The 21,907-nt window shown below is 65.0% G+C and carries 14 protein-coding genes; 4 read left to right on the top strand and 10 right to left on the bottom strand.

The window, feature by feature from the left end:
- The first annotated feature begins 57 nt into the window (after positions 1–57).
- On the top strand, positions 58–966 hold the full coding sequence (locus FNV92_RS30920; protein WP_143843252.1) for a LysR family transcriptional regulator: 909 nt from the start codon (positions 58–60) through the stop codon (positions 964–966).
- Between the two features lie 140 nt (positions 967–1,106).
- Here the strand turns inward: FNV92_RS30920 and iaaH are convergent, their stop codons facing one another.
- Entirely contained in the window at positions 1,107–2,525 is a 1,419-nt protein-coding gene (iaaH, locus tag FNV92_RS30915) for an indoleacetamide hydrolase (protein ID WP_143843253.1), read from the bottom strand.
- A 76-nt stretch (positions 2,526–2,601) separates the two neighbouring features.
- Positions 2,602–6,051 carry an indolepyruvate ferredoxin oxidoreductase family protein gene (locus FNV92_RS30910; protein ID WP_143843254.1) on the bottom strand — a complete coding sequence of 1,150 codons (3,450 nt, stop codon included), beginning with the start codon at positions 6,049–6,051 and terminating at the stop codon, positions 2,602–2,604.
- 153 nt (positions 6,052–6,204) lie between these two features.
- On the opposite strand from FNV92_RS30910, the gene FNV92_RS30905 reads away from it, so the two are divergent.
- A complete protein-coding gene (locus FNV92_RS30905) occupies positions 6,205–6,660 on the top strand; it encodes an Lrp/AsnC family transcriptional regulator (protein ID WP_143843255.1) in 456 nt (151 codons plus the stop codon).
- Between the two features lie 9 nt (positions 6,661–6,669).
- Here the strand turns inward: FNV92_RS30905 and FNV92_RS30900 are convergent, their stop codons facing one another.
- From FNV92_RS30900 to FNV92_RS30890, 3 genes are read right to left on the bottom strand one after another with little or no spacing between them, the layout of a single operon-like run.
- A complete protein-coding gene (locus tag FNV92_RS30900; protein WP_143843256.1) occupies positions 6,670–7,455 on the bottom strand; it encodes a fumarylacetoacetate hydrolase family protein in 786 nt (261 codons plus the stop codon).
- Between the two features lie 15 nt (positions 7,456–7,470).
- On the bottom strand, positions 7,471–8,838 hold the full coding sequence (locus FNV92_RS30895; protein ID WP_143843257.1) for an LLM class flavin-dependent oxidoreductase: 1,368 nt from the start codon (positions 8,836–8,838) through the stop codon (positions 7,471–7,473).
- A 21-nt stretch (positions 8,839–8,859) separates the two neighbouring features.
- Entirely contained in the window at positions 8,860–9,912 is a 1,053-nt protein-coding gene (locus FNV92_RS30890; RefSeq protein WP_143843258.1) for an Ldh family oxidoreductase, read from the bottom strand.
- A gap of 293 nt (positions 9,913–10,205) precedes the next feature.
- Between FNV92_RS30890 and FNV92_RS30885 the strand changes: the two genes are divergently transcribed.
- Positions 10,206–14,321 carry a bifunctional diguanylate cyclase/phosphodiesterase gene (locus FNV92_RS30885; protein WP_168213474.1) on the top strand — a complete coding sequence of 1,372 codons (4,116 nt, stop codon included), beginning with the start codon at positions 10,206–10,208 and terminating at the stop codon, positions 14,319–14,321.
- 6 nt (positions 14,322–14,327) lie between these two features.
- Here the strand turns inward: FNV92_RS30885 and galE are convergent, their stop codons facing one another.
- The 4 genes from galE to FNV92_RS30865 form a co-directional block, all read right to left on the bottom strand.
- The gene (gene galE, locus FNV92_RS30880) at positions 14,328–15,320 is read right to left on the bottom strand and encodes a UDP-glucose 4-epimerase GalE (RefSeq protein WP_143843260.1); all 993 of its coding nucleotides are present in this window, start codon (positions 15,318–15,320) and stop codon (positions 14,328–14,330) included.
- Between the two features lie 19 nt (positions 15,321–15,339).
- Positions 15,340–16,146 (bottom strand): WecB/TagA/CpsF family glycosyltransferase, encoded by an 807-nt coding sequence (locus tag FNV92_RS30875; RefSeq protein WP_143843261.1) that lies wholly within the window; start codon positions 16,144–16,146, stop codon positions 15,340–15,342.
- Positions 16,139–18,499, bottom strand: a complete 2,361-nt coding sequence (locus FNV92_RS30870; RefSeq protein WP_143843262.1) for an exopolysaccharide transport family protein — start codon at positions 18,497–18,499, stop codon at positions 16,139–16,141. The genes FNV92_RS30875 and FNV92_RS30870 overlap by 8 nt, the downstream gene beginning before the upstream one ends.
- A gap of 407 nt (positions 18,500–18,906) precedes the next feature.
- Positions 18,907–19,470, bottom strand: coding sequence for an acyltransferase (locus tag FNV92_RS30865; protein ID WP_143843263.1), 564 nt, complete (start codon positions 19,468–19,470; stop codon positions 18,907–18,909).
- A gap of 367 nt (positions 19,471–19,837) precedes the next feature.
- On the opposite strand from FNV92_RS30865, the gene FNV92_RS30860 reads away from it, so the two are divergent.
- Positions 19,838–20,866 carry a glycosyltransferase family 2 protein gene (locus tag FNV92_RS30860; protein ID WP_143843264.1) on the top strand — a complete coding sequence of 343 codons (1,029 nt, stop codon included), beginning with the start codon at positions 19,838–19,840 and terminating at the stop codon, positions 20,864–20,866.
- Between the two features lie 11 nt (positions 20,867–20,877).
- Here FNV92_RS30860 and FNV92_RS30855 read toward each other — a convergent pair whose 3' ends face one another.
- Positions 20,878–21,864 carry a glycosyltransferase gene (locus tag FNV92_RS30855; protein WP_143843265.1) on the bottom strand — a complete coding sequence of 329 codons (987 nt, stop codon included), beginning with the start codon at positions 21,862–21,864 and terminating at the stop codon, positions 20,878–20,880.
- Positions 21,865–21,907 lie beyond the last annotated feature (43 nt).

The following is a 21,907-nucleotide window of genomic DNA, read 5'->3' as shown; positions in this document are numbered from 1 at the left end:
AATCCTCGAATAAATGGAAGCATTATCCAGCCATGGCGGGTAATCGGAGCTTGACCCATGGACCGCTTCACCAGCCTCACCGCCTTCGTCCGGGTGGTCGAAAACGGCGGCTTTTCCGCCGCCGCTCGCCGGCTGAACATGTCGACGACCATGGTGAGCAACCACGTCCAAGCGCTGGAAGACCGGCTCGGCGTGCGGCTGCTCAACCGCACCACGCGAAAGGTGAGCCTCACCGAGATCGGCAAAGCCTATTACGATCGCTCGACCCAGATCCTTGCCGATCTCGAACAGGCCGACGACATCGCTGGCGCACTGCAATCAACACCGCGCGGCACGCTGCGTATCCACACCGCCACTCACATGGTGCCGTTCGTCGCGCCCGTGATGGCGGAATTCCTCGCGACCTATCCCGGGGTGAAGGTCGATCTGCGCATGGGCGAGGCTAATGTCGATTTGATCGAAGAAGGCTTCGATCTTGCGTTGCGCATGACCGCACCGCCGGATTCGAGCCTGATCGTGCGCAGCCTTGCGACCTGGCGGCACGTGCTGTGCTGCTCGCACGCCTATATGGAGGCGCATGGGCGCGTGCAGACGCTCGAAGAGCTCGCCGGGCACAATTGCGTGCGACATCTCAACTATCCCTTCGACGAGTGGCGCTTCTTCGACCGCAAGGGCACGCCGGCCTCGGTGCGGGTATCAGGCAATCTGATCACCAACAGCGGCGAGGCGCTGCGCGAGGCCGCGCTGCAGGGCGCAGGCGTCAGTCTGGCGGCCGGCTTCCTGGTCGGCGACGATCTCGATGCCGGCCGGCTGGTGCGCCTTTTGCCGGAATACCGGCCGGTCGAGATGTCGATGAACGCGGTCTACCCGCACAAGCATCATCTGTCTGCGAAGGTGCGGACCTTCATCGATATGCTCGTGGACCACAGCGCCGAGCAGCAGAAGCTGATCAATCCGTATGCGTGAGCGGCGGCAGAGCCGTACCGTAGAGGGGTAGCCCTGCGGGCAGCGCGAAGCGCAGACCGCTTGGCGTAACCCACCTCCTTGTCTCCGCGGATACCAACAGTGGTGGATTACGCGTTCGGCTAATCCACTCTATGACAGCTTCAACGTGGCGGCGGCAGCCGCCCAAACACGGCGTCAAGCGCCATGCCGATCGCAAGCAGGCGGCGATCGCTGCCGGCGGGACCGTCGAGCTCGAGGCCGATTGGCAGTTTGCTTTTGGCTCCCAGCGCGATCGGAATTTGCACGCCGGGAATGCCGGCATTGCTGCCGGGATCGGTGTTCTGGATGAACAGGCCGAAATTCTCGGGCGTGCTGGACTCCGGGTTCGAGGGAATGGCAACGCACGGCGTGGTCGGGAAGGCGATGGCGTCGAGCCGATGATCGGCGAAGGTCTTGCCGTAGAGCGCCTGCAGCGCGGGGCGCGCGATCGTGATCGCGGCGTCGTAGATCGGCCTGGCGTCAACCAGCGTGCCATCGGGGGCGGGGAGTTTGCGCGGAATTACCAGGCCATCATAAGTGCCCTTGACGTCGGCGCTGGAGATCTCCTGCGCCAGCGCCTCGACGCTCAGGCCCGTGCCGGTATGCGCGAGATAAGCGACCAGATCGTCATAGGCCTCGTAGAGCGCGACCGGAAAGCTGACCTGGCCGTTGAGCTCTGCCAGTTGCGGCATCTCGATCTCGACGACCGTGACGCCCTGCGCCTTCAATTTCGCGACGGCCGCCTGGAACGCAGCGTCGGTGTCGGCGTCGAGATTGGTCAGCATCGCCTTCACGACGCCGATCCGCACCTGCTGCAGATCGGCCGGCGTAACCTCGTCCCCACCCGCGATGACGCGGTCGAGCAGCGCGACGTCCCTCATGGTCGCGGCCATGGGGCCCGCGGTATCGCGGGTGTGCGAGATCGGCGCGATACCCTGTTGCGGGTAGCGCCCGAGGGTCGGGCGCAGCGAGGCGCATCCGTTCAGCGCAGCCGGCACCCGGACCGATCCGCCGGTGTCCGTGCCGAGCCCGCCCGCGACGATCCGCGCGCCGAGCGCGGCGCCCGTGCCCGACGAGGAGCCGCCGGCGATCAGGGACCGGTCATAGGCATTGCGGACGCCGAACTCCGCGCCGGTCTTGAACGCGGTGTTGTAGCCGGAGATGCCGAAGGCGAGCTCGTGCATGCTGGTCTTGCCGATGATGATCGCGCCGGCGGCCCGCAGTTTTGCGACCACGGGCGCGTCGGCCGTCGGAATGTAATTCTTCAGCGCGGGCGTGCCGGCACTACAGGGCAGTCCCGCGACCTCGATGTTGTCCTTGATCACGATGGGTACGCCGCCAAGTGGCTTTGTCTTGTCGCCTGTGGCGTCGTACGCGGCTGCGGCGTTCAAGGCGCCGGCTTCGTCGAGGGTGACGAAGGCATTGAGGTCGGCCTTGGCTTTTGCGCGGGCGAGAGCTTCCGTCGTGAGCGCCGTGCTCGTGACCTTTCCTACGCGGACGTCGGCGGCGGCCTGGCTCAGGGTCAACTGGTCGAAATCCATGATGCGTCATCCGATGGCAGGGGCGCCAACAGGGCACTCCTCAATGCCGCGAGGCTGAGGCCTCACTGGCGCCTCGTCAACCGTGGGCGTGCATCTTTTGTGTGACCGGCGTCGTCAAATTCGCAAGTCGCCGTTCGACCTCGGGCCTCACCTTGGCGATCGCGGTGTCCTTCACGGGTCCATAGCCACGGATCTCCATCGGCGCATTTGCGATGGCAATGAGGTCGGGCAGGCGCGCGGCGTCGAGCTGACCGAGCATCCGTTCGATCAAGCCTTCGTACCAGCTGATCAGCTCCCGCTCCGCGCGCCGCTCACTCGTGTAGCCGAACGGATCGAACGGCGTCCCGCGCAGTCCCTTCAAGCGCGCCAGCATCGCGAGCGGCATCTGGATCCACTGGCCGAGGGCGCGCTTGCGGGGGCGGCCGCGGGCGTCGCGTTTGGACGGCAGGAAGGGCGGGGCGAGATGGTACTTCACTCTGAAGCCGTCCTCGAATTCGCGCTTCAACGCGTCGAGGAAGCCGCTCTGCATGTGCAGTCGCGCCACCTCGTACTCGTCCTTGTAGGCCATCAGCTTGAACAGAGCGCGTGCGACCGCCTCGGTCAGTGCCTCGCTGTTCAGCGGGGCCTCGGCGCTGCGAATCTTCTCGATCATCGCCCGATAGCGCGCCGCATAAGCCCCGTCCTGATAATCCCCGAGGAAATCGGCGCGGCGGGCGATGAGCTGGTCGAGCGTCTCGGCCGCGGGCGCTTCGTCCGTTTTCGGCAGGAAATCCGGATCGGCGGCGGCGATCCGGCCCCAGGCAAAAGCCTGCTTGTTGCGCTCGACCGCGACGCCGTTCAGCTCGATCGCGCGCAGCAGCGCTTGCAGTGAAACCGGCACCAGCCCGCGCTGCCAGGCAAAGCCGAGCATGATGATGTTGGCATAAACGGCATCGCCGAGCAGCCGCTCGGCCAGCGCGTTGGCATTGATCGTATCGAGATTGCCGTCGCCGATCACCTGGCGGATCGCGCGCAGGCGGGCGGGCGAGGCAAGATCGGCGTCGCGGAAGCGGACGACGTCGCCGGTCGGCATCTCCGCGGTGTTTACAGCGCCGCGCGTGCGACGGCGATAGGTGCCGGACGCCTTGGGCGAGGAACTGACGACGAGGTCGCACCCGATCAGCGCGTCGGCGGCGCCCTGGTCGATGCGCACCTGGTGCAATCCCTCGGGGGTAGCGGCGAGCCGGATGAAGCTAAGTACCGGTCCGAATTTTTGCGCAAAGCCGGTGAAGTCCAGCACCGAGACGCCACGTCGGTCGAGATGCGCGGCCATGCCGATCAGCGCGCCGACCGTGATCACGCCGGTGCCGCCGACGCCGGTCACGAGCAGGTCGTAGGGCTGGTCGAGCGATGCGGGGGACGGCAGGGGAAGCGTGGCGGCGCGGCCGACCGCGTCGATCTGGCTCGCGCTCTTCTTCCGGCGCGTGGCGCCCTCGACGGTGACAAAACTCGGGCAGAAACCGTTGAGGCAGGAAAAGTCCTTGTTGCAGCTCGAAAGATTGATCTGCCGCTTGCGGCCGAACGACGTCTCCTTCGGCTCGACGCTGAGGCAGTTGGACTCAATCGAGCAGTCGCCGCATCCTTCGCAGACGAGGTCATTGATATAGGCAAAACGCTTTGGGTCGGCCATCTGGCCGCGCTTGCGCCGCCGCCGCTTCTCCGTGGCGCAGGCCTGTTGATAAATCAGCACCGAGACGCCGGAGACGTCACGCAACTCACGCTGCACGGCATCCATCTCCTCGCGCGGGTGAATGCTGACGCCATCAGGCAGGTCCGCCGACGAAAATTGCGCGGGATCGTCCGACACCAGTGCGATGCGCGCCACGCCTTCGGCACGGACGCTGTGTGCGATTGCTTGCACGCTGACGGGGCCGTCGACCGGCTGGCCGCCGGTCATGGCGACGGCGTCGTTGAACAGGATCTTGTAGGTGATGTTGGCCTTGGCTGCGATGGCCTGGCGGATGGCCATCGAGCCCGAATGATAATAGGTGCCTTCGCCGAGATTCTGGAAAATGTGCTTGTGGCCGGTGAAGCGCGACGAAGCGGCCCAGTTCACGCCTTCGCCGCCCATCTGGATCAGCGAGGAGGTCTCGCGGTCCATCCAGCTCGCCATGAAGTGGCAGCCGATGCCGGCCAGTGCCTTCGAGCCCTCAGGCACCTTCGTCGATGTGTTGTGCGGACATCCTGAGCAGAAATAGGGCGTGCGCGTCGCGCCCGGGACGTCGATGGTGCGCGCCGCCTCCGGCAACAGTGCTGCCGCACGGGCAGCGAGATTGAGCCCCGGAAACATCGGATCGAGCCGGCGCGCGAGCACGCCTGCCAACGCGCGCGGCGACAACTCGCCGATCCATGAGATCAGCCGGGCGCCGGTCTCGTCGTGCTTGCCGACCATGCGCTCAGGCTTGCTGCCGGGATAATCGTAGAAATATTCCTTGAACTGGCTCTCGATGATGCCGCGCTTTTCCTCGACGACGAGAATCTCGCGCTTGCCCTTCACGAAGTCCATGGCGTCGTGCAGCGCCAGTGGCCAGACCATGCCGACCTTGTAGACGTCGATGCCGATGCGGCGGCAGGCGGCCTCGTCGAGGCCCATCAGCCGCAACGCTTCCATCAAATCGAGATGTGCCTTGCCGGTGGTGACGATGCCGTAGCTGGCATTGGGGATGTCATAGATGCGGCGGTCGATCGGATTGGCCTTGGCGAAGGCGTAGACCGCGTGCTTCTTCGCCTCCAGCCGTTCCTCGATCTGCGGACCCGGCAGGTCGGGCCAGCGATAGTGCAGCCCGCCCGGCGGTGGAGTGAAGTCGGGCGTGCGGAAGAGTCGCGGCGGGCGCAGTTCGACGGAAGCGCCTGATTCCACGATCTCCGAGATCGCCTTGAAGCCGACCCACATGCCGGAGAAGCGGCTCAGCGCGTAGCCATATTCGCCGAATGCGAGATATTCGCTGACATCGGCGGGATGCAGCGTCGGCATGAACCAGCTCATGAAGGCGACATCCGACTGGTGCGGCATCGAGGAGGACACGCAGCCATGGTCGTCGCCGGCGACCACCAGCACACCGCCATGCGGAGAGGAGCCGTAGGCATTGCCGTGCTTGAGCGCATCGCCGGAGCGATCGACGCCGGGGCCCTTGCCGTACCAGAGGCCGAACACGCCATCGACCTCGCGGTCGCCTTGCGTCTCCACCTGCTGCGAGCCGAGCACGGCGGTTGCGGCGAGGTCCTCGTTCACGGCCGGCAGGAACTCGATGCGGTCTTGTCTGAGCCGCTCCTGGATGCGCCAAAGTTCGAGATCGACGCCGCCGAGCGGCGAGCCGCGATAGCCCGAGATGAAGCCCGCGGTATTCAGCCCCGCGGTACGGTCGCGTCGCATTTGGTCGAGAACGATGCGGACGATCGCCTGGGTGCCCGTGAGGAAGACGCGGCCCTCGTCGCGATCGTAGCGGTCGGAGAGCTCGTAGGCATCGAGTGACGGAATGGCGTCCATGGCGGACCTCGCGCGGCATCCTGACCGATGGTGGAAGGGTACGCCGGGGAGGCTGGTAGGTCTTACCTATCCATCCCCTCTAGGCTCCATTTTCGGTAGGGTTTTGCAATTAGAGCTGAAACTCGGTAGATTTAATCGAATTGAGGGGCCCTCATGATTGAAGAGCAGGACACGCGGATTCTCGCCCATCTCCAGAAGGATGGCCGCGCCACCAACCAGCAGCTGGCCGACGAGGTCGGCATGTCCACCTCGGCCTGCTGGCGCCGGGTGCGCGCGCTGGAGGAGAGCGGCGTGATCAAGGGCTATGCGGCACTGGTCGCGCGCGAGCAGGCGGGCTTTGCCATGTCCGCGATTCTCCATGTCTCACTGGAGCGGCACGACACCAAATTCGTCGACGAATTTGTTTCGCGGGTCACGAAGCGTCGCGAGGTGCTGGAGTGCTTCGCGACCACGGGTGACGCCGATTACCATTTGCGCGTCGTCGTGCAGGACATGGCGGCCTACAACAGGTTCCTCGACGAATTCATGTTCCGCATTCCCGGCATCCGTTATGTCCGCAGCAATGTGGTGCTGAAGGAGATCAAGACCAGCGTGGCGCTGCCGTTTTGATCGGCATTGCTACCGCGGCTCCCGCACGAACCTGTTCCGCAGCGTGCCCACACCGGTGATGTCGATCTCGACGACGTCGCCGTGCTTGATGTCCGGCGAGGCGCCGTCGGTGCCCATCCAGATCACATCGCCGGGCCATAGCGTGAAATATTTGGTCAATTCGATCAGGAACGGCACCACGCCGAAGATCATGTCGTTGGTGTGGAAACGGTTGGTCTCCTTGCCGTTGACCCGGACGACGGTCTCCATTTTTGCGAGGTCGGCGTCCGTCTCGATCCACGGGCCCATCGGCTTGAAGGTGTCGGCGTTCTTCGAGCGCCACAGGCTGCGATCAGCCTTCTGCCAGCTTCGTTCGCTGACGTCGTTGCCGATGGTGTAGCCGAACACGCAGTCCATCGCGGTCTGCTTGGTGAGATGCTTCACCTTCTTGCCGATGACGACGACGAGCTCGCCCTCATAGTGGATCTTGTCCGTCGCAAAGGACGGGATCACGACATCCTCGTCATGCGCAATCAGCGCGTTCTGGGCACGGTAGCCGATTTCGGGCCGGTCAGGCACGGCCGGCACGGTGCCCGCTTTGTCGGCGGCTTCCTTCAGGTGCTTGAGGTAGTTCAAGCCGACGCAATAGAACGTGCGCGGGATCAGCGGCAGCTCGATCTTGACGTCGCCAAGCGCATGCGTGCGTGAGGTCCGCTGCCATTCGCCAAAAGGGTCGCCGTCGACCGCGATTACCTGGTCGCCCTCGACGATCCCCCAGGACGTCTTGTCCGAGGCGGTGAATTTCAGCCAGCGCATGTCCTGTCCTCGTTGTTATTCCGCGGCATCGCGCGGCTGCACTTTCCAGGCGCCGGCCGCCGGCCGCTTCAGCCCGAGATTTTCCCGCAGGGTCTTGCCGCGATAGTCCTTCTGGAACAGGCCGCGGCGCTGCAATTCCGGCACGACGTGCTGCACGAAGTCCGCATAGGAGCCAGGAACGTAAGTCGCGGCGATGACGAAACCGTCGCAGCCGCGCTCGACGAACATCTCTTCCAGTCTGTCCGCGATCTCCCTCGGGCCGCCGACCATCGCGTCGTGGACCTGGCCGCGGCCGGAGAAGGTGACGAAGTCGCGTGCGCTCGGATTGCTCTTGCCCGAATTCTTCAGCACGCCGTCGCGGATGCCCAGGATGCCCTGCATGCTCTTGAGATCATCCGTCGTCAGCGGTTCGTCGAGACCCTTGCTGGCAAAGTCGTAATTGAGCGCTTCGGCGAGCAGCGACAACGCGTCGATCTCGAGCGGCAGCTTGTTGATCAGCGCCATCTTGTCCTCCGCTTCAGCCTTGGTGCCGGCGCAGACCGGTGTCGTCAGATTGCAAAGGAACATCTGGTCGGGATCGCGGCCGGCCTTCGCGGCCTCGTTGCGCACGGCCGCGTAGCCTTCCTTGGCGCCGGCAAGATTTCTCGCGGCGGTGAAGATCACCTCGCCCCATCGTCCGGCAAAGCGCTGGCCGCGACCGGAGGCGCCGGCCTGGATGATGACGGGGTGACCCTGGTCCGAGCGTGGCACGGTGAAGGGTCCGCGGGACTTGAAGGCCGCTCCCTTGTGATCGAGCCGCTTCACCTTGGCCGGGTCGGCAAAGCGGCCGCTCTTTTTGTCCATGATGAGCGCGCCGTCCTCCCAGGTGTCCCAATGGCCGAGCACGACCTCCATGAACTCGTCGGCCTTGTCGTAGCGGGAGTCATGTTCGGGATGGGAATCGCGCCCCATGTTGAGCGCCTCGCCGTCATTGAGCGAGGTGACGACATTCCAGCCGGCGCGGCCGCCGGACATCAGGTCGAGGGTCGCGAAGCGGCGCGCAACGTCGAACGGTTCGTAATAAGTGGTTGAGCAGGTCGCCCCCAAGCCGAGCTTCTCGGTGACCAGCCCCATCGCGGTCAGAACGATCAGCGGGTCCATCTTTACGCAGCGGATGCCGTATTCGACGGTGTGGGCGTGGTCGTTGCCGTAGCGGTCAGGCATCGCCAGGCGGTCGTCGAAGAACGCCATGTGGAATTTGCCGGCTTCGAGGATCCTTGCGATCTCCTGGTAATAATCCGCCGACATCGAATCGGTGCGCGAGTCAGGATGCCGCCAGGAGCTTGGCAGGTTGGTGCAGTTCTGCGCCTGGAGGAAGCCGACAAGGACCATCTGTCGCGTCATGCTGCTGTTCTCCCGATACCGTCAGGCCAGATCGAGCACTGCGTCGAGCCGGTATTCGCGCGCCAGCGCGCGTAGTTTTTCCCAGGTCGCATCCTCGACCTCGATTCCGTCGCGCAAGCGCTGCTGCTCGCGCAGTCCCTCGATCTCGCCGGGATAGTAGACACCCTTGCTGCCTTCGGACGGCGGCGTCGATTTCAGGTACTGCGCGAACTCCGCGACCTCGCGCTTGAATTCCTTTAGCGGGCGGAATGCGGCGACGTTGAACACCGCCATGAAGCAGCCGTCATTGTGCCGCCCCGTGGGCTCGACGCCGAAACCAAGACCGGTAAGTAGGCCGCACAGCACCTCGACCATCGCGGCGAGACCGCTGCCTTTGTAGCCTTCGGTGCCGCCAAGGGGCAGCAGCGCGCCGCCTTTGCGATACTGTGTGGGGTCGGTGGTGTGCCGCCCCCCGGCGTCGATGATCCACCCGGTGGGGATGTCCTCGCCGCGCGCGACGGCGAGCTGGATCTTGCCGGCCGCCACCGCCGAGGTCGCCATGTCCAGATAGAACGGCGCGTCGAGATCGGACGGCACCGCGATCGAGATCGGGTTGGTGCCGAGCCGTGCTTCCTTGCCGCCGAATGGAGCCACGTGCTTCGGCGAGCGGCCGGAATCCGCGGTTGCAATCCCGATCATGCCCTCGCGCATCGCCATCAGCGGATAGGCGGCGAGGCGGCCGACATGGCTTTGCCGGAACACGGTGCAGGCGGCGACATTCGCTGTCCTGGCCTTCTCGATCGTCAACGCCATCGCCTTGGCGTTGACGTGGAAGCCGAAGCCCCAATGGCCGTCGATCACGGTCGTGGTGGGCGATTCCTGGACGATGGACCATTTTGCGCCGGGAACGATGTGTCCGGCCTTGATACGATCGATATAGGTGGGAACCGCAATCACGCCGTGGGAGTCGTGCCCCGCCAGATTGGCGTTGACGCAGCCGACGGCAACCGCATCGGCTTCTTCCTCGGAGGCTCCGGCGGCATGGAGCAGCGCGGCGCCGATGCGCGTGAGGCGGTCGGCCGTAACGATCGGCATGGCGTTCCCTCTGACGTCGCCCTTGGTGGGCGATTGTTGGGAGCCATCGTCTCAAAGCGGCGCTGCGATATCAATCTCTCGTAAACCAATACAGGGCTGCAAATTCGTAAAGAGGCCACGGCTTTGGTCGACGATTCCTCCCGTATGGCGGCATTCCAGACAGCTTGACGCCAGTCGTTCGCAGCTCGTTCACTTTGATCGACGGTTTGCGGCGCGCAATAACGACCACTTAGGCGATCGCCGTTCATAAAGTACCCGGGATAAAGAGGCAGAAATGCCCGGGAGTTGAGATCGTGCAGACGACCCTCGCGCGCACACTTGCAGCGTTGAGCGCCATCAACGAAGCGATCCTCTATGCGAGATCGCCGGACGAGCTGTACCAGAAGGTCTGCGATGCCGGGTTTTCGAGCGGGGATTTCATGGCCGTCGCCGTGTTCCTGGTGGAGCCGGACGGCCGCCGGCTGCGCTTTGCCGCCGGTTGCGGCGACGACGTGGCGCGGCTCAGCACGATTGAAATCACCACGGAAGCCGGCACCCCGGAGGGCTCAGGCGTTGGCGGTGAGGCGTTTCGTAGCCGGAAACTCTGCATCAGCAACGATTTCCTGAACGACCCGCGCTCGCTGGCCTGGCGCGAGGGCGCGGTCAAGGCGCATGTGGGCGCTGCGGCGGCGCTGCCGTTGCTGTGCAACGGCAAGAGCGTCGGCGTGCTGTTCGTGACCCGCAGCGAGGCCGAATCGCTCGACGCGCAGATGGTGTCGCTGTTCGAGCGCATGTCGGCCAACATTTCTTATGCCCTGGACAATTTCGCACGCGAGGCCGCGCGGCAGGTCAGCGAGCGCGCGACGCGGCGGCTCAACCGCATGTTCGGTGCGCTCAGCGCGACAAACGAAGCCATCTTGCACGCAAGAACCGAACAGGAGCTGTACCAGCTTGTATGCGATGCGTCCGTGCACGGCGGCAAGTCGCTCGCGACCTTCGTCCTGCTGAAGGAGCCCGACTCCCATTGGTTGAAGCCGGTCGCCGGCACCGGCGAGAACCTCGAGCTTGTGGCGCGGACCCAGTACTCCGTCGACCCCGAGAATCCCTATGGTCGTGGCATTTCCGGCCAGGTCTTTCGGACCCAAAAGCCATTCGTCGAAAGTGATCTTGCGCGTCGCACCAAGGGAACGCCGTGGGAGCAGGCCAACGTCAACACCGGCGTCGCTGCCTGCATTGCGGCTCCGCTCATCAGGCATGGCCAGAGCATCGGGGTCATCCTGTCGTTCGTCAGCCCGTCCTGGGCCAAGGACGAAGAGATCGTCGCGCTGATGTTGCGCATCGCGGAGAACCTCTGCTTTGCCATCGACAATTTCGACCGTGAGTCAGAAAAGGCCCGGATCTCCGCGGAGGAAGATCGCCTCGGGCGCATGTACGCGGCATTGAGTGCCACCAATGAAGCGATTCTGCGAGCGCGCTCCCGCTCCGAGCTGTTCGATCTCGTCTGCGAAGCAACGGCGAAGGGGGCCAAGTTCACCTCGGCCAACATCGCACTCGTCGACCACGATGCCGAGCTGCTCCGGGTCGTTGCCTGTTATGGGCCGAATGCGGATATGGTCCGCACCTTCAAGTTCTCCACGTCCGATCAGGTGCCTGAAGGCCGGGGGCTGACAGGAACCGCCTTCCGGACGCGCCAACCCTGCATCAGCAACGATGTGCTGGCGGACGACCGCATCAAGCCCTGGCACGCCAGCGCCCGCCGTAACGGCATCGCATCCTCCGCGGCGCTGCCGCTGTTCAACGGTGACCGTGTCGAAGGGGTGTTCCTGTTCAATTCCCCGGAGCGAGATACGTTCACGCGGGAATTCGTCGAACTGTTGCAGCGGCTCCAGGCCAATGTGGCCTTCGCGCTCGAGAATTTCGATCGCGCCGACGAGAAGGCGAAGGCGGAGATGCAGCGCAATCGCCTTCAAGGCATGTTGGAGGCGCTGAGCGCGACCAACGAAGCGATCATGCGGGTGAAGAGCCGCGCCGAATTGTTCGAAGCGGTCTGCGAAGCCGCCGTGCTCGGCGGTACGTTCACGTCCGCGACCATCGCCATGGTCGATTCCACGGGGCGCCATCTTGATATCGCCGTCACCAAGGGCGAATGCCGTAGTCATGTCGAGACATGGCGTTTTGCCACATCGGCTGACGAGCCTGAAGGGCGGGGGCTGGCCGGCACCGCGTTCCGCACCAGGGCGCCTTGCGTCTCGAACGAACTCCTCGCGGACCTTCGTGCGAAGCATTGGCGCCGTATCGCGCGAGATCAGGGGACGAAGTCCGGCGGCTGCTTCCCCTTGATGAGGAACGGTACCGACGCCGTCGGCATTCTCCTGTTTCTGTCGCCGGACGAGGGCACATTCACGCCCGATCTCATCCAGCTGCTGGGAAGGCTGGCCGAGAACGTGTCCTTTGCGCTCGACAATTTCGCCCGGGCCGAGGAACGGGCGCGGACCGAGGCGCAGAAGGAGCGCCTGACGCGCATGTTCGCGGCGCTGAGCGATACCAACGAGGCGATCGTCCGGGCCAAATCGCGCACCGAGCTGTTCGATCTGGTCTGTCAGGCCGCGTCGACCGGCGGCAAGTTCACCTCGACGACAATCGCGCTGGCGAGGCCCGATAGCGATCAGCTCGCGATCGTCGCGACCGCGGGGCCGTCCGCCGAGACCACCCGCAACGTCCGCCTTTCCATCGACGCCGATAGGCCTGAGGGACGCGGCATGAGCGGCACGGCGTTCCGCACCCGCCAGCCCTGTGTCAGCAACGACTATGTCAATGACAGCCGTGTGAGTGCTTTCCATGCTGTCCTGCAAGGCGACGGCGCGCGCTCCGGCGCGGCGTTCCCGCTGATCACGCACGATCAGGCCGTCGGCGTCATGATCTACATGTCGACCGAGCAGGAGACCTTCACGGCCGAGTTCGTCGAGCTGCTGCAACGCCTCGCTGACAACGTTTCCTTTGCGATCGAGAATTTCGATCGCGCCGACGCAAAGAACGAGGCGGACGAGAGGATCGAGTACCTCGCCTCCCACGACAGCCTGACCGACTTGCCGAACCGCGAGACTTTCAACGGGCTGCTCCGCAAGGCGATCGACGAAGCCGAGCGCCACGACCACCGCTTTGCGGTGCTGTTCATCGATCTCGACCGCTTCAAGGTCATCAATGATTCGCTGGGGCTCGAGGCCGGCGACCTGCTCCTGCTCGAAGTGGCGAACCGGCTGCGCAGCGCGCTGCGGGCCAGCGACGTGGTGGCGCGCCTCGGCGGCGACGAGTTCGTGGTGATCCTCGACCAGTGCGGCGAGATCGACGACGTCCAGCGTATCGCGGCCGGGCTGTTGACCGCGCTCGGCGAGCCCATGGAGCTTGCCGGCCACGAGTGCCACACCACCGCCTCGATCGGCATCGCGATGTATCCGGCCAACGGCTCCGACGCGCAGACGCTGACCAAGAACGCCGACATGGCGATGTATCTTGCCAAGGAAGACGGCAAGAACGGCTATCGCTTCTTCTCCAAGGAAGTGAAGACGCAGTCGATCGAACGCCTGTCGCTGGAAAGCGCACTGCGCCGGGCGCTGGAGCGCGATCAGTTCTCGCTGAACTACCAGCCCAAGGTCGACATGCAGACCGGTCAGATCACCGGCGTCGAAGCACTGTTGCGCTGGGCCCATCCGGAGCTCGGCAACGTCCCCCCGGCGCAGTTCATTCCGCTCGCCGAGGAAACCGGCCTGATCGTGCCGATCGGCCGCTGGGTCGTGAAGGAGGCCTGCGCGCAGGCGATGGCCTGGCAGCGTCGCGGCCTGTTGCCGGTATCGATGGCGGTCAACCTCTCGCCGCGGCAGTTTGTCGACGAACATCTGTTGCAGGACGTCGACGAGGCGCTGGCGGCCTCCGGCATGTCGCCGGTGCTGCTCCAGCTGGAGGTCACCGAGAGCATGATGATGCGCAATGTCGGGCGCGCGCTCAAGGTGCTCGACGCCATCCAGAGTCGCGGCATCCGCCTCGCCATCGACGATTTCGGCACCGGCTATTCGTCGATGTCGCTGATGAAGCACTTCCCAATCGACACGATCAAGATCGACCGCTCCTTCGTGCGCGACCTACCGCAGGATTCGGAGGACCAGGCGATCGCGCAGGCGATCATCAGCATGGGCAAGGCGCTCGGCATGACCGTCGTCGCCGAGGGTGTCGAGAATGCGGAGCAGGAGGCGTTCCTGCGCAGCCATGGCTGCGACGAGATGCAGGGCTTCCTGATCTCGAAGCCGCTCCCGGCCAAGCAGATGGCCGAGCTGCTGCGGCCGATGGTATTGCCGGTCGCGCCGCCGCTCCAGCCGGAGCCGGACCTGGTGGCGCAGGAAGCCGCGGCGTCACGGCTGAAACGCGCCTTCAGCTAGCGCGCTCTAGCGTGACTTGAGCGGATGCGCCTTCTGGTGCCAGGCCCAGGCGGTCCGGATCACCGTGGCGAGGTCGGAATGACGCGGCACGAAATTCAGCACTTTGCGCGCGGCGGAGGCATCGGCGACCAGATAGGTAGGGTCGCCGGCGCGGCGCGGCTTCATGGTGTGCGGTACCTCGCGCCCGGTTTCCTGCCTGATGGCGTTGAGGATCTCGCGCACCGAAAAGCCGGAGCCGGTGCCGAGATTGAAGCTGCCGCCGGCATGCCCCGTCTCCAGCAGCTTCAGCGCGGCGACATGCGCCGCGGCGAGGTCCGTGACGTGGATGTAGTCGCGGATCGCAGTGCCGTCGGGCGTGTCGTAGTCGTCGCCGAACACGGCGAAATCGACATGGCCTTGCAGCGCCATCATGGCGCGCGGAATGAGATGGGTCTCGTTGTCACGCAGCTCGCCGATGCCGCCGGCCGGATCGGCGCCGCTGGCGTTGAAATAGCGCAGGCAGAACGCGCCGAAGCCGTAAGCCGCGCGATAATCGGTCAGCATGCGCTCGATCATCCATTTCGATGCGCCGTAAGGGTTGATCGGCGCACAAGGGAAGTCTTCCGGCAGCTCCTTGGAATCGGCGTTGCCGTAGACGGCGCCGGTCGAGGAGAACACGATGCGATGGCAGCCCGCGTTGCGCATCGCCTGCAACAGCGACAGCGTGCCTTGCACATTGTTGATGTAATATTTCTGCGGGTCGGTCATGGACTCGCCGACGAGGCTGGCGGCCGCGAAATGCATCACCGCCGTGACCTTGTGGTCGGCGAAGGCGCGCGCCAGCGCTGCGCCGTCGAGCAGATCGCCCGTCACGAGCGGGCCGGCGACGAAGCTGCGATGACCCGTCGAGAGATTGTCGTAGACGACGGGTTGATAGCCGGCGGCGGCCAATGCGCGGCAGGCGTGCGAGCCAATATAGCCCGCGCCACCTGTGACGAGGACAGTCGGTCGGTCGGTCATGTCGTCTTGTACTCTTCTCTCAGCGATTGAAAGGCCGGTTGCGGCTGAAGAGAAGATAGAGCGCGCGAGGGTTGGTGGTCAAATAGCGCCAGAGCAGGCGGCGCGGCTCGAGCCAGGTGCGCCAGGCCCATTCGAGCCCGACCTTCTGCATCCATTGCGGTGCACGGGACCGGCTGCCCGACAAAAAGTTGAACAACCCGCCGGATGTCTTGATAACGCCAACATTGGTCATCAGCGGGCTATATTCTTCAACGAATGCCTGCTCGTTGGGCACCCCGAGCGCGACCCAGAGATAGTCCGGCGCGAGCGCGTTGATCTCCTCGACCTTCGCGCGGAGGGCGTCGCCGCGCAGATAGCCGTGGCTGTATCCGACGATCTTGAGGTTCGGATACAATCGCTGCACATTCTTGACCGCGGCGGCGTTTTCCTCTTCGCTGGCGCCAAACATGTAGAAGGTGCGGCCGAGCGCTTCGGCCTTGCGCGCGACGACGTGGAACAGGTCCGTCGTGGCGACGCGCTCCGGCAGCGGAAACCAGGATTGCAGCTTCGAGGCCGCGACCAGCGGCTGGCCGTCGGCGTTGATCAGGTCGGCGCCGCGAAACAGGCGTTCGGTCTCCGGCTCGGTCGAGCAGCGCGCCAGCACCTCGCCATTGGCCGAGGTCAGATGCAACGGACGGCCGATGCGATTGTCAGGATCGGTGGCCTCGATCATGAAATCGGCGGTGGCCTCCAGGTCGAGCGCGGCCATGCGAAGGCCGCCGACGGTGATCCGCGGCACATCGGCGGTTGCGGCCCGGCCGTCGAGATTGACGCGACGCTCAAGCATATTGTCTGCCTCGCTGGCGCGCTTGGGTTGCGGGGGTGAGTTCGTCGAGCACGACGCCGACGAGCTTGCGCTCGGCGCGGCCGAGCATGCTCAAGATCTCTTCCAGGCTGTCGTTGATGTCGAGGCTGGTCGGCAGCACAGCCACCAGCGCGTCGGCGTCATCGAGCAGCTTGCGGTTGCCGGCCGAGAGCGGCATCGCGGGGCCGTCGAGGACCACGAGATCATAGCCGCCGGCGGCGCGCGCCTGCTCGATTGCCTTGCGGATGGCATCGGTCGCCTTGCCGGCATCGCCTTCAGCGACCGGCAGCACCGAAATGCCGTTGACCGTCTTGATCTCGCGCGCGGCCTTGCTGCCGATCGAGAGCCAGCCGAGCCTGCTCGGCTCGCTCTTGCCGGGGCGGCTGATCTTGTTCGAGAGCGGGTGCGCCTGATGGTCGGCGTCGATCATCAGCACGCGCGCGCCGTCACGCGCGGCCGCGATCGCGAAATTCAGCGCGGTCACGCTGCGTCCGGTCGTGTCTCCGGCACCGACGAGCGCGATGACCGGCATCGCCTTGCCGTCGGCACGCCGCGCCAATGCGGCGCGCATGTCGCGCCAGGAATTGAGCAGCGTCGTCAGCGGAAAGCCGGGTCGCAGCGTCGGCCAGCCGAGCCGGGTCAGGTCGACACCGCCACCGGTCGCGAGAATGGCGCCCAGCGTGTGGATGACGTCGGCCTCCTGGAATCGCGCGATCAGCGGCTTCTCCATCAGGGAGTTTTCGACCATCGAAGGCTGCAGGGGCGGTGCGGCAATTTCCGGCGGAGCCAGTGCCACTTCCGGAGCTCGCGCAGCCTGCTGGGGTCGAGCAGTCTCCGCAGCCCGCGTCGTCTCCAGAGCTCCGGGAGCCTCCGGCGCCGGCGTGCGCGCGCGACGGGTTGGCGCGGGCGCGCCGGCGAGCAGCAGCTCTGCTGCGACGAACCAGCCTGATGCCGCGATCGCGCCGAAGATGAAGCCGATCATGGCGAACAGGCTCATTGCCGGCGGGAACGACCGCCGCTGGGGCACTGTCGCTTCGCCGATGACGCGGGCGGCTGAGGTATTGAGCGTCTCCTGCTCCTCGGTCTCGCGCGAGCGCTTGAGGAAGGATTGATAGACGTCGCGGCTGGCATCGGCCTCGCGCTCGAGTTCGCGCAGGCGCACTGAGGCCTGGCTGAGCTGCACGCTCTGCCGCTTCTGCGCCTCCAGTGCGCGGTTGAGCGAGGCTTCGAAGTCGCGGGCGCGGGTCAAATCGTTCTTGGCGGACTGCGCGAAGCGATCGATCTCCTCGTTGATGGTGCGCTTGAGATCCTCAACCTGCTTCTCGGTCTGGCGCAGCGCAGGATGACGCGGGCCGAGCTCGCTGGTCTGTTCTGCATATTTCTTGCGCGCGTCGGCATATTGCGCGCGCAGATTCGCGATGGTTGGCGATTGCAACGCTTCCGAATTCGCGCCGGCATCGGCAGTCGTGCGGCGGCTGGCCTCGATCTGGTCGAGTCGCGCTTGCGCGTCCATTGTCGCGGCGCGGGCAGCGGAGAGCCGCTGGTTGCTGGCGGAGAGCTGCTGGTCGCTGATCAGCGCGTCCTGGGTGCCGACGAAGTTGTTCTGTGCCTTGTAGGTGGCGAGTGTCGTCTCGGCATTGCGCAGCCGCTCGCGCAGCTCCTTGAGCCGGCCGGACAAGTCGCTGGTCGCACGCCGTGCGGCCGAAGCCTGCGAGTTGCGGGATTCAGCGAGGTAGGCGCTGGTCAGTGTGTTGGCGAGCATCGCCGCCTTGGCCGGATCGGTCGACCAGACTTCGATGTCGACGATGAAGCTTTTCTCGGTCTTGCGGATGGTGATGTGCCTGTTCAGCGCCTCGAGCGCCGCAAGCTGCACTTCCTTCGTCTCCGCGGCGGAGGGCGCGCGCGGCTGCAGGCCAATCAGGCCGAGCAGCGACCACATCAGGCTCTTGCTGTCGCCGCCGCCGAATTCCGGATCCTTGTCCAGACCGGCCTGCTGGATCACCTGGAGCAGCACGCTGTTCGAGGTGATCAGGCGCGCCTGGCTCTCCACCACCATGGACATTCCGGAGACGTCCTGCGCGCGCGGCGTGAGCTCGCGATCGACGAGCTGAAGCTCGCGCGGATCGACATAGAGCTGGGCCGTCGCGGTGTAGCGGGGCGTCACGCTCTTGCCGACAGTGACGGCAAGCGTCGCGCCAAGGAGCGCGGCAGCCGCAATCGCGATCTTCCGCCGCCAGAGCAGATTGACGAGCTCCAGCACGTTGAAGCCGGCCTGAGACCTCTGTTGCGGGGACTCTGGTGGGGCCCGATCTATCGGCTGGTTGTAGTCAAGCATGATCCCCAGCTTTCATTCCAATTGCGGCGGGCTGAGGGGTTACTCTTCGCTCTACGCCACGCACTCGGGATATAGGTGCCCTATCAACGCAACAGGGAAAATTAACCATACCCGTTGTGGGACTATTCACTGAAATGGCAAACAAAGCGTTTAAGCCCGGGCCGCCATTTGCCGCGTCGTTGTACAGCTTTGGTGTCACCGCGCCCCTCAGTGCTTAACGCTTCGTTACCCATGCATGCCAAGCGGTGCGCCTGCTCGGACATCGCAGCACATCTAGGGGATCTTGAAGCGCATCGCGGCAATCCCGGGTGGAGGATTCCGCGACGAAGTAAAATGGGCCTTAACGTGCGATTGGAATCTGGGTCGATCCGGCCGCTCTCGTGCGCAGAGCCCGCGTTCGTGCCGGCCTATTCGTCGTCGCGGAACTGTTTGACGACAGCCGCCGGATTCCCGGCGACGACCACGCGCGGGGCGACGTTCTCACGCACCACTGTGCCGGCACCCACGACGGAATGATCGCCGATCGTCACGCCCTTGAGCACGATCGAGCGCGCGCCCACCCACACGTTGTCCCCGATGTGCACCGGTGCGATGGCCCGGGCAACCGCAGGCTCGTGCCGAAGTCGCGGGGGAAGGTTGTGAAAGTCCGTGTCGACGACGTCGCAGTCGCTGATCAGGCAGAACGACCCGATGTCGACCTTCTGGTCGCAGCCGATCCAGCAGCCGTTGAGAAAAGTGTCGTGACCGATCGTGACCTGGCCACGCCCGGTGATGAGCACGCGCTTGCCGATCCGGCAGTTCGCACCGATCGACACGCGGACTCCGCGACCGAGCGCGAGCCGACCCTTGAACACGATCCCGGGCCCGAGCTGGAGTCGGCGCCCGTACCGCATTGTCAGCCAGGCGCGCCGGCAGGCGAACAGCAGGAGCGCACCGGCCCGCAGCACCGGATTCTCGATCTTGCGCACCACGTTCGTTCCTGATCCTTGCGGCGCCCCGCGCCCCTCATGTCCTGCCGAGCCTCGCATCCGCGCGTAAATACCCGGTGAAGGCTGGGTTCATTCGAACATGCGTTAACCAAGGTATTGCCCATGTTGCGTCGTTGGTGGGTGATGGACCGCAAATTGCAGTACCACGCGTGCTGGAACTCGCAGCGAAGACGCGCGAAAGGGTTAAGCGCATGAGCGGATGCGTGCTAACGAGGGCATTAGTGTCACGGTGCAGTGCTGGGCGCCGAGCCAGACCGTTCATTTTGCGGCGGATCTGTCCCGCGCCGACGTGTCGCCCTGGGACAATGGCGCAAGGCTTTTTCAATATGTCTCAGCCATCTAGAAGGCCATGACGCTGATCCCGACAGATTTGTCCGCCAGCCGGATCTTGGATGCCGTGCGCGACTCGAACCGGGAGATCGCGGCGAGTTCGCACGTCATTGATCTCTCGGTCGGCATCGTCGTCTGCATTCCCTGCTTTCGCCGCCCCGACCATCTGCGGCTGACGCTGGATTCGCTGGTCGGTCAGCGCACCTCGCGCTCCTTTGCGGTCGTGATGGTCGAGAACGATGCGGCAGGGCGCGCGAGTGCGCCGGTCGCTGCGGAATATCTCGCCGCGGGCAAGCTGCAGGGCCTCTGCCTGGTCGAGAAGCGGCAGGGCAATTGCCAGGCGATCAACGCCGCGTTCGAGACGGCGCAGGCGGTATTTCCCGCTGCGACCCGCTTCCTGATGATCGACGACGACGAGATCGCTTCGCCCGATTGGCTCGAACTGATGATCCGTACAGCGGAGGCGACCGGTGCCGACGTGGTCGGCGGACCGGTGCTGCCGGTGTTCGACGACGACAGCCAACCCTGGCTCGCGCGTCATCCCGCGTTCTGCCCCACTTACGAATACACCGGTGCGGTGCCGCTGATCTATGGCTGCGGCAACTGCCTGATCACGCGCGCGGCGTTCGAGAGGCTCGGCAGTCCGGCTTTCGATCTGCGCTTCAATTTCCTTGGCGGCGGAGATTGCGATTTCTTCTATCGCGGCCGCAATGCCGGCATGACCTTCCACTGGACCGCGGAAGCCGTCATCACCGAGACCGTGCCGCAGAACCGCACCAGCCTCGGCTGGATCGCCAAACGGAGCCTCCGCATCGGGGTGATCAACTATCGTGTGCGGTCCAAGGCCGCGCGTAGCGCGGGCGCGCGGGCGCGCTTGTTTGCGATGACCTTGGGACGGCTGCCGCTTTCGTTGATGCGCTCGGCTCGCCTGATGACGTCATCGAAAGGGGTCGTTGCGATGCACCCGATACTGGTGGCCGTCGGTTCTGCTCTCGCGGCATTCGGTTACGATCCGACGCCCTATGAGGCCTCGAAGATCGTTCCCTGAGGCGTCAGCCCCTAGATTCCAAAATAGGAAAGAGCGACCTTGGCCGCCGATCGCGGGATCGCCTTGAGCGAGCGACGCCCGACCATGCCGAGATAGCCAAGCGCCTCGCGATATCGCCCGAAGCGGACCGCCTGCGTTGCCGCATAGGTCACGATATGGATTTCGGCTGCTCGCCGCAGTCCGGCTGCCGTGCCCTCGGGAAGTCGCGAGAGGATCAACCCGTCGTCGAAGATCCGCGCAACCGCCGGGAAGAAATCCTGCGGCTTCCGCACGGCCGCGTTCATGGTGTTGGCCGCGTGCAGGCGATAGTCGAGCAGAAGCTTCGGTGCGAACGCGAACTCGCCGATCGCGGCAAGACGGCACCAGCAATGCCAGTCCTCGCAATATCTGAGGGACGTGTCGAAGCCGCCGATGGCGCGGAAAGCATGCGCACGGGTGAGCGCGATGCCGCCGTTGACGATGAAATTGCCGGCCGCGAGTCGCGTCAGCACGTCGCCGGACGGCTTGCGGCGACCTTTCAGCAGGTCGCGCCGGCCGACCTGCCGTCCCTCGCTGTCGATCGTGTTGTAGTCGCCGTAGACGAGAATCGCGAGCGGAGCACGGCGCGCCGCCGCCAGCAGCGCCGCCACGGCGCCGGGACGCAGGCGATCGTCGGCGTCGAGGAAGAGGAGCCATTCGCCCTTTGCATGGCGCGCACCGAGATTGCGCGCGGCCGATACGCCGGCGGAGTCATTGGTCAGCAGCCGCAACCGACGGTCAGCAATGCCGCGAACGATCGCAACGGTGTCGTCGGTCGATCCATCGTCCACGACGATTACCTCGGTCACCTCGACCTGTGCCAGTGCGCTGGCGAGGGTTTCGGCGACATAGGCCGCGGCGTTCTTGGCGGGAATGACGATCGACACCGGCGCGGCCCGGTTGGCCGGCAGCGGGAGGCGCGCAGCCGTTGCGGCGCGCGAGGCGGTCGGCAGATCGAGGACGTCGTTGGCGGTGGTCAAGTTTTAGCTCGCCTTTAAGGGTCTGTTAACCAAGGCGCGTCTG

Source organism: Bradyrhizobium cosmicum (genome assembly GCF_007290395.2).
Taxonomy (GTDB): domain Bacteria; phylum Pseudomonadota; class Alphaproteobacteria; order Rhizobiales; family Xanthobacteraceae; genus Bradyrhizobium; species Bradyrhizobium cosmicum.
This window is presented reverse-complemented; position numbering and strand designations above follow the sequence as displayed.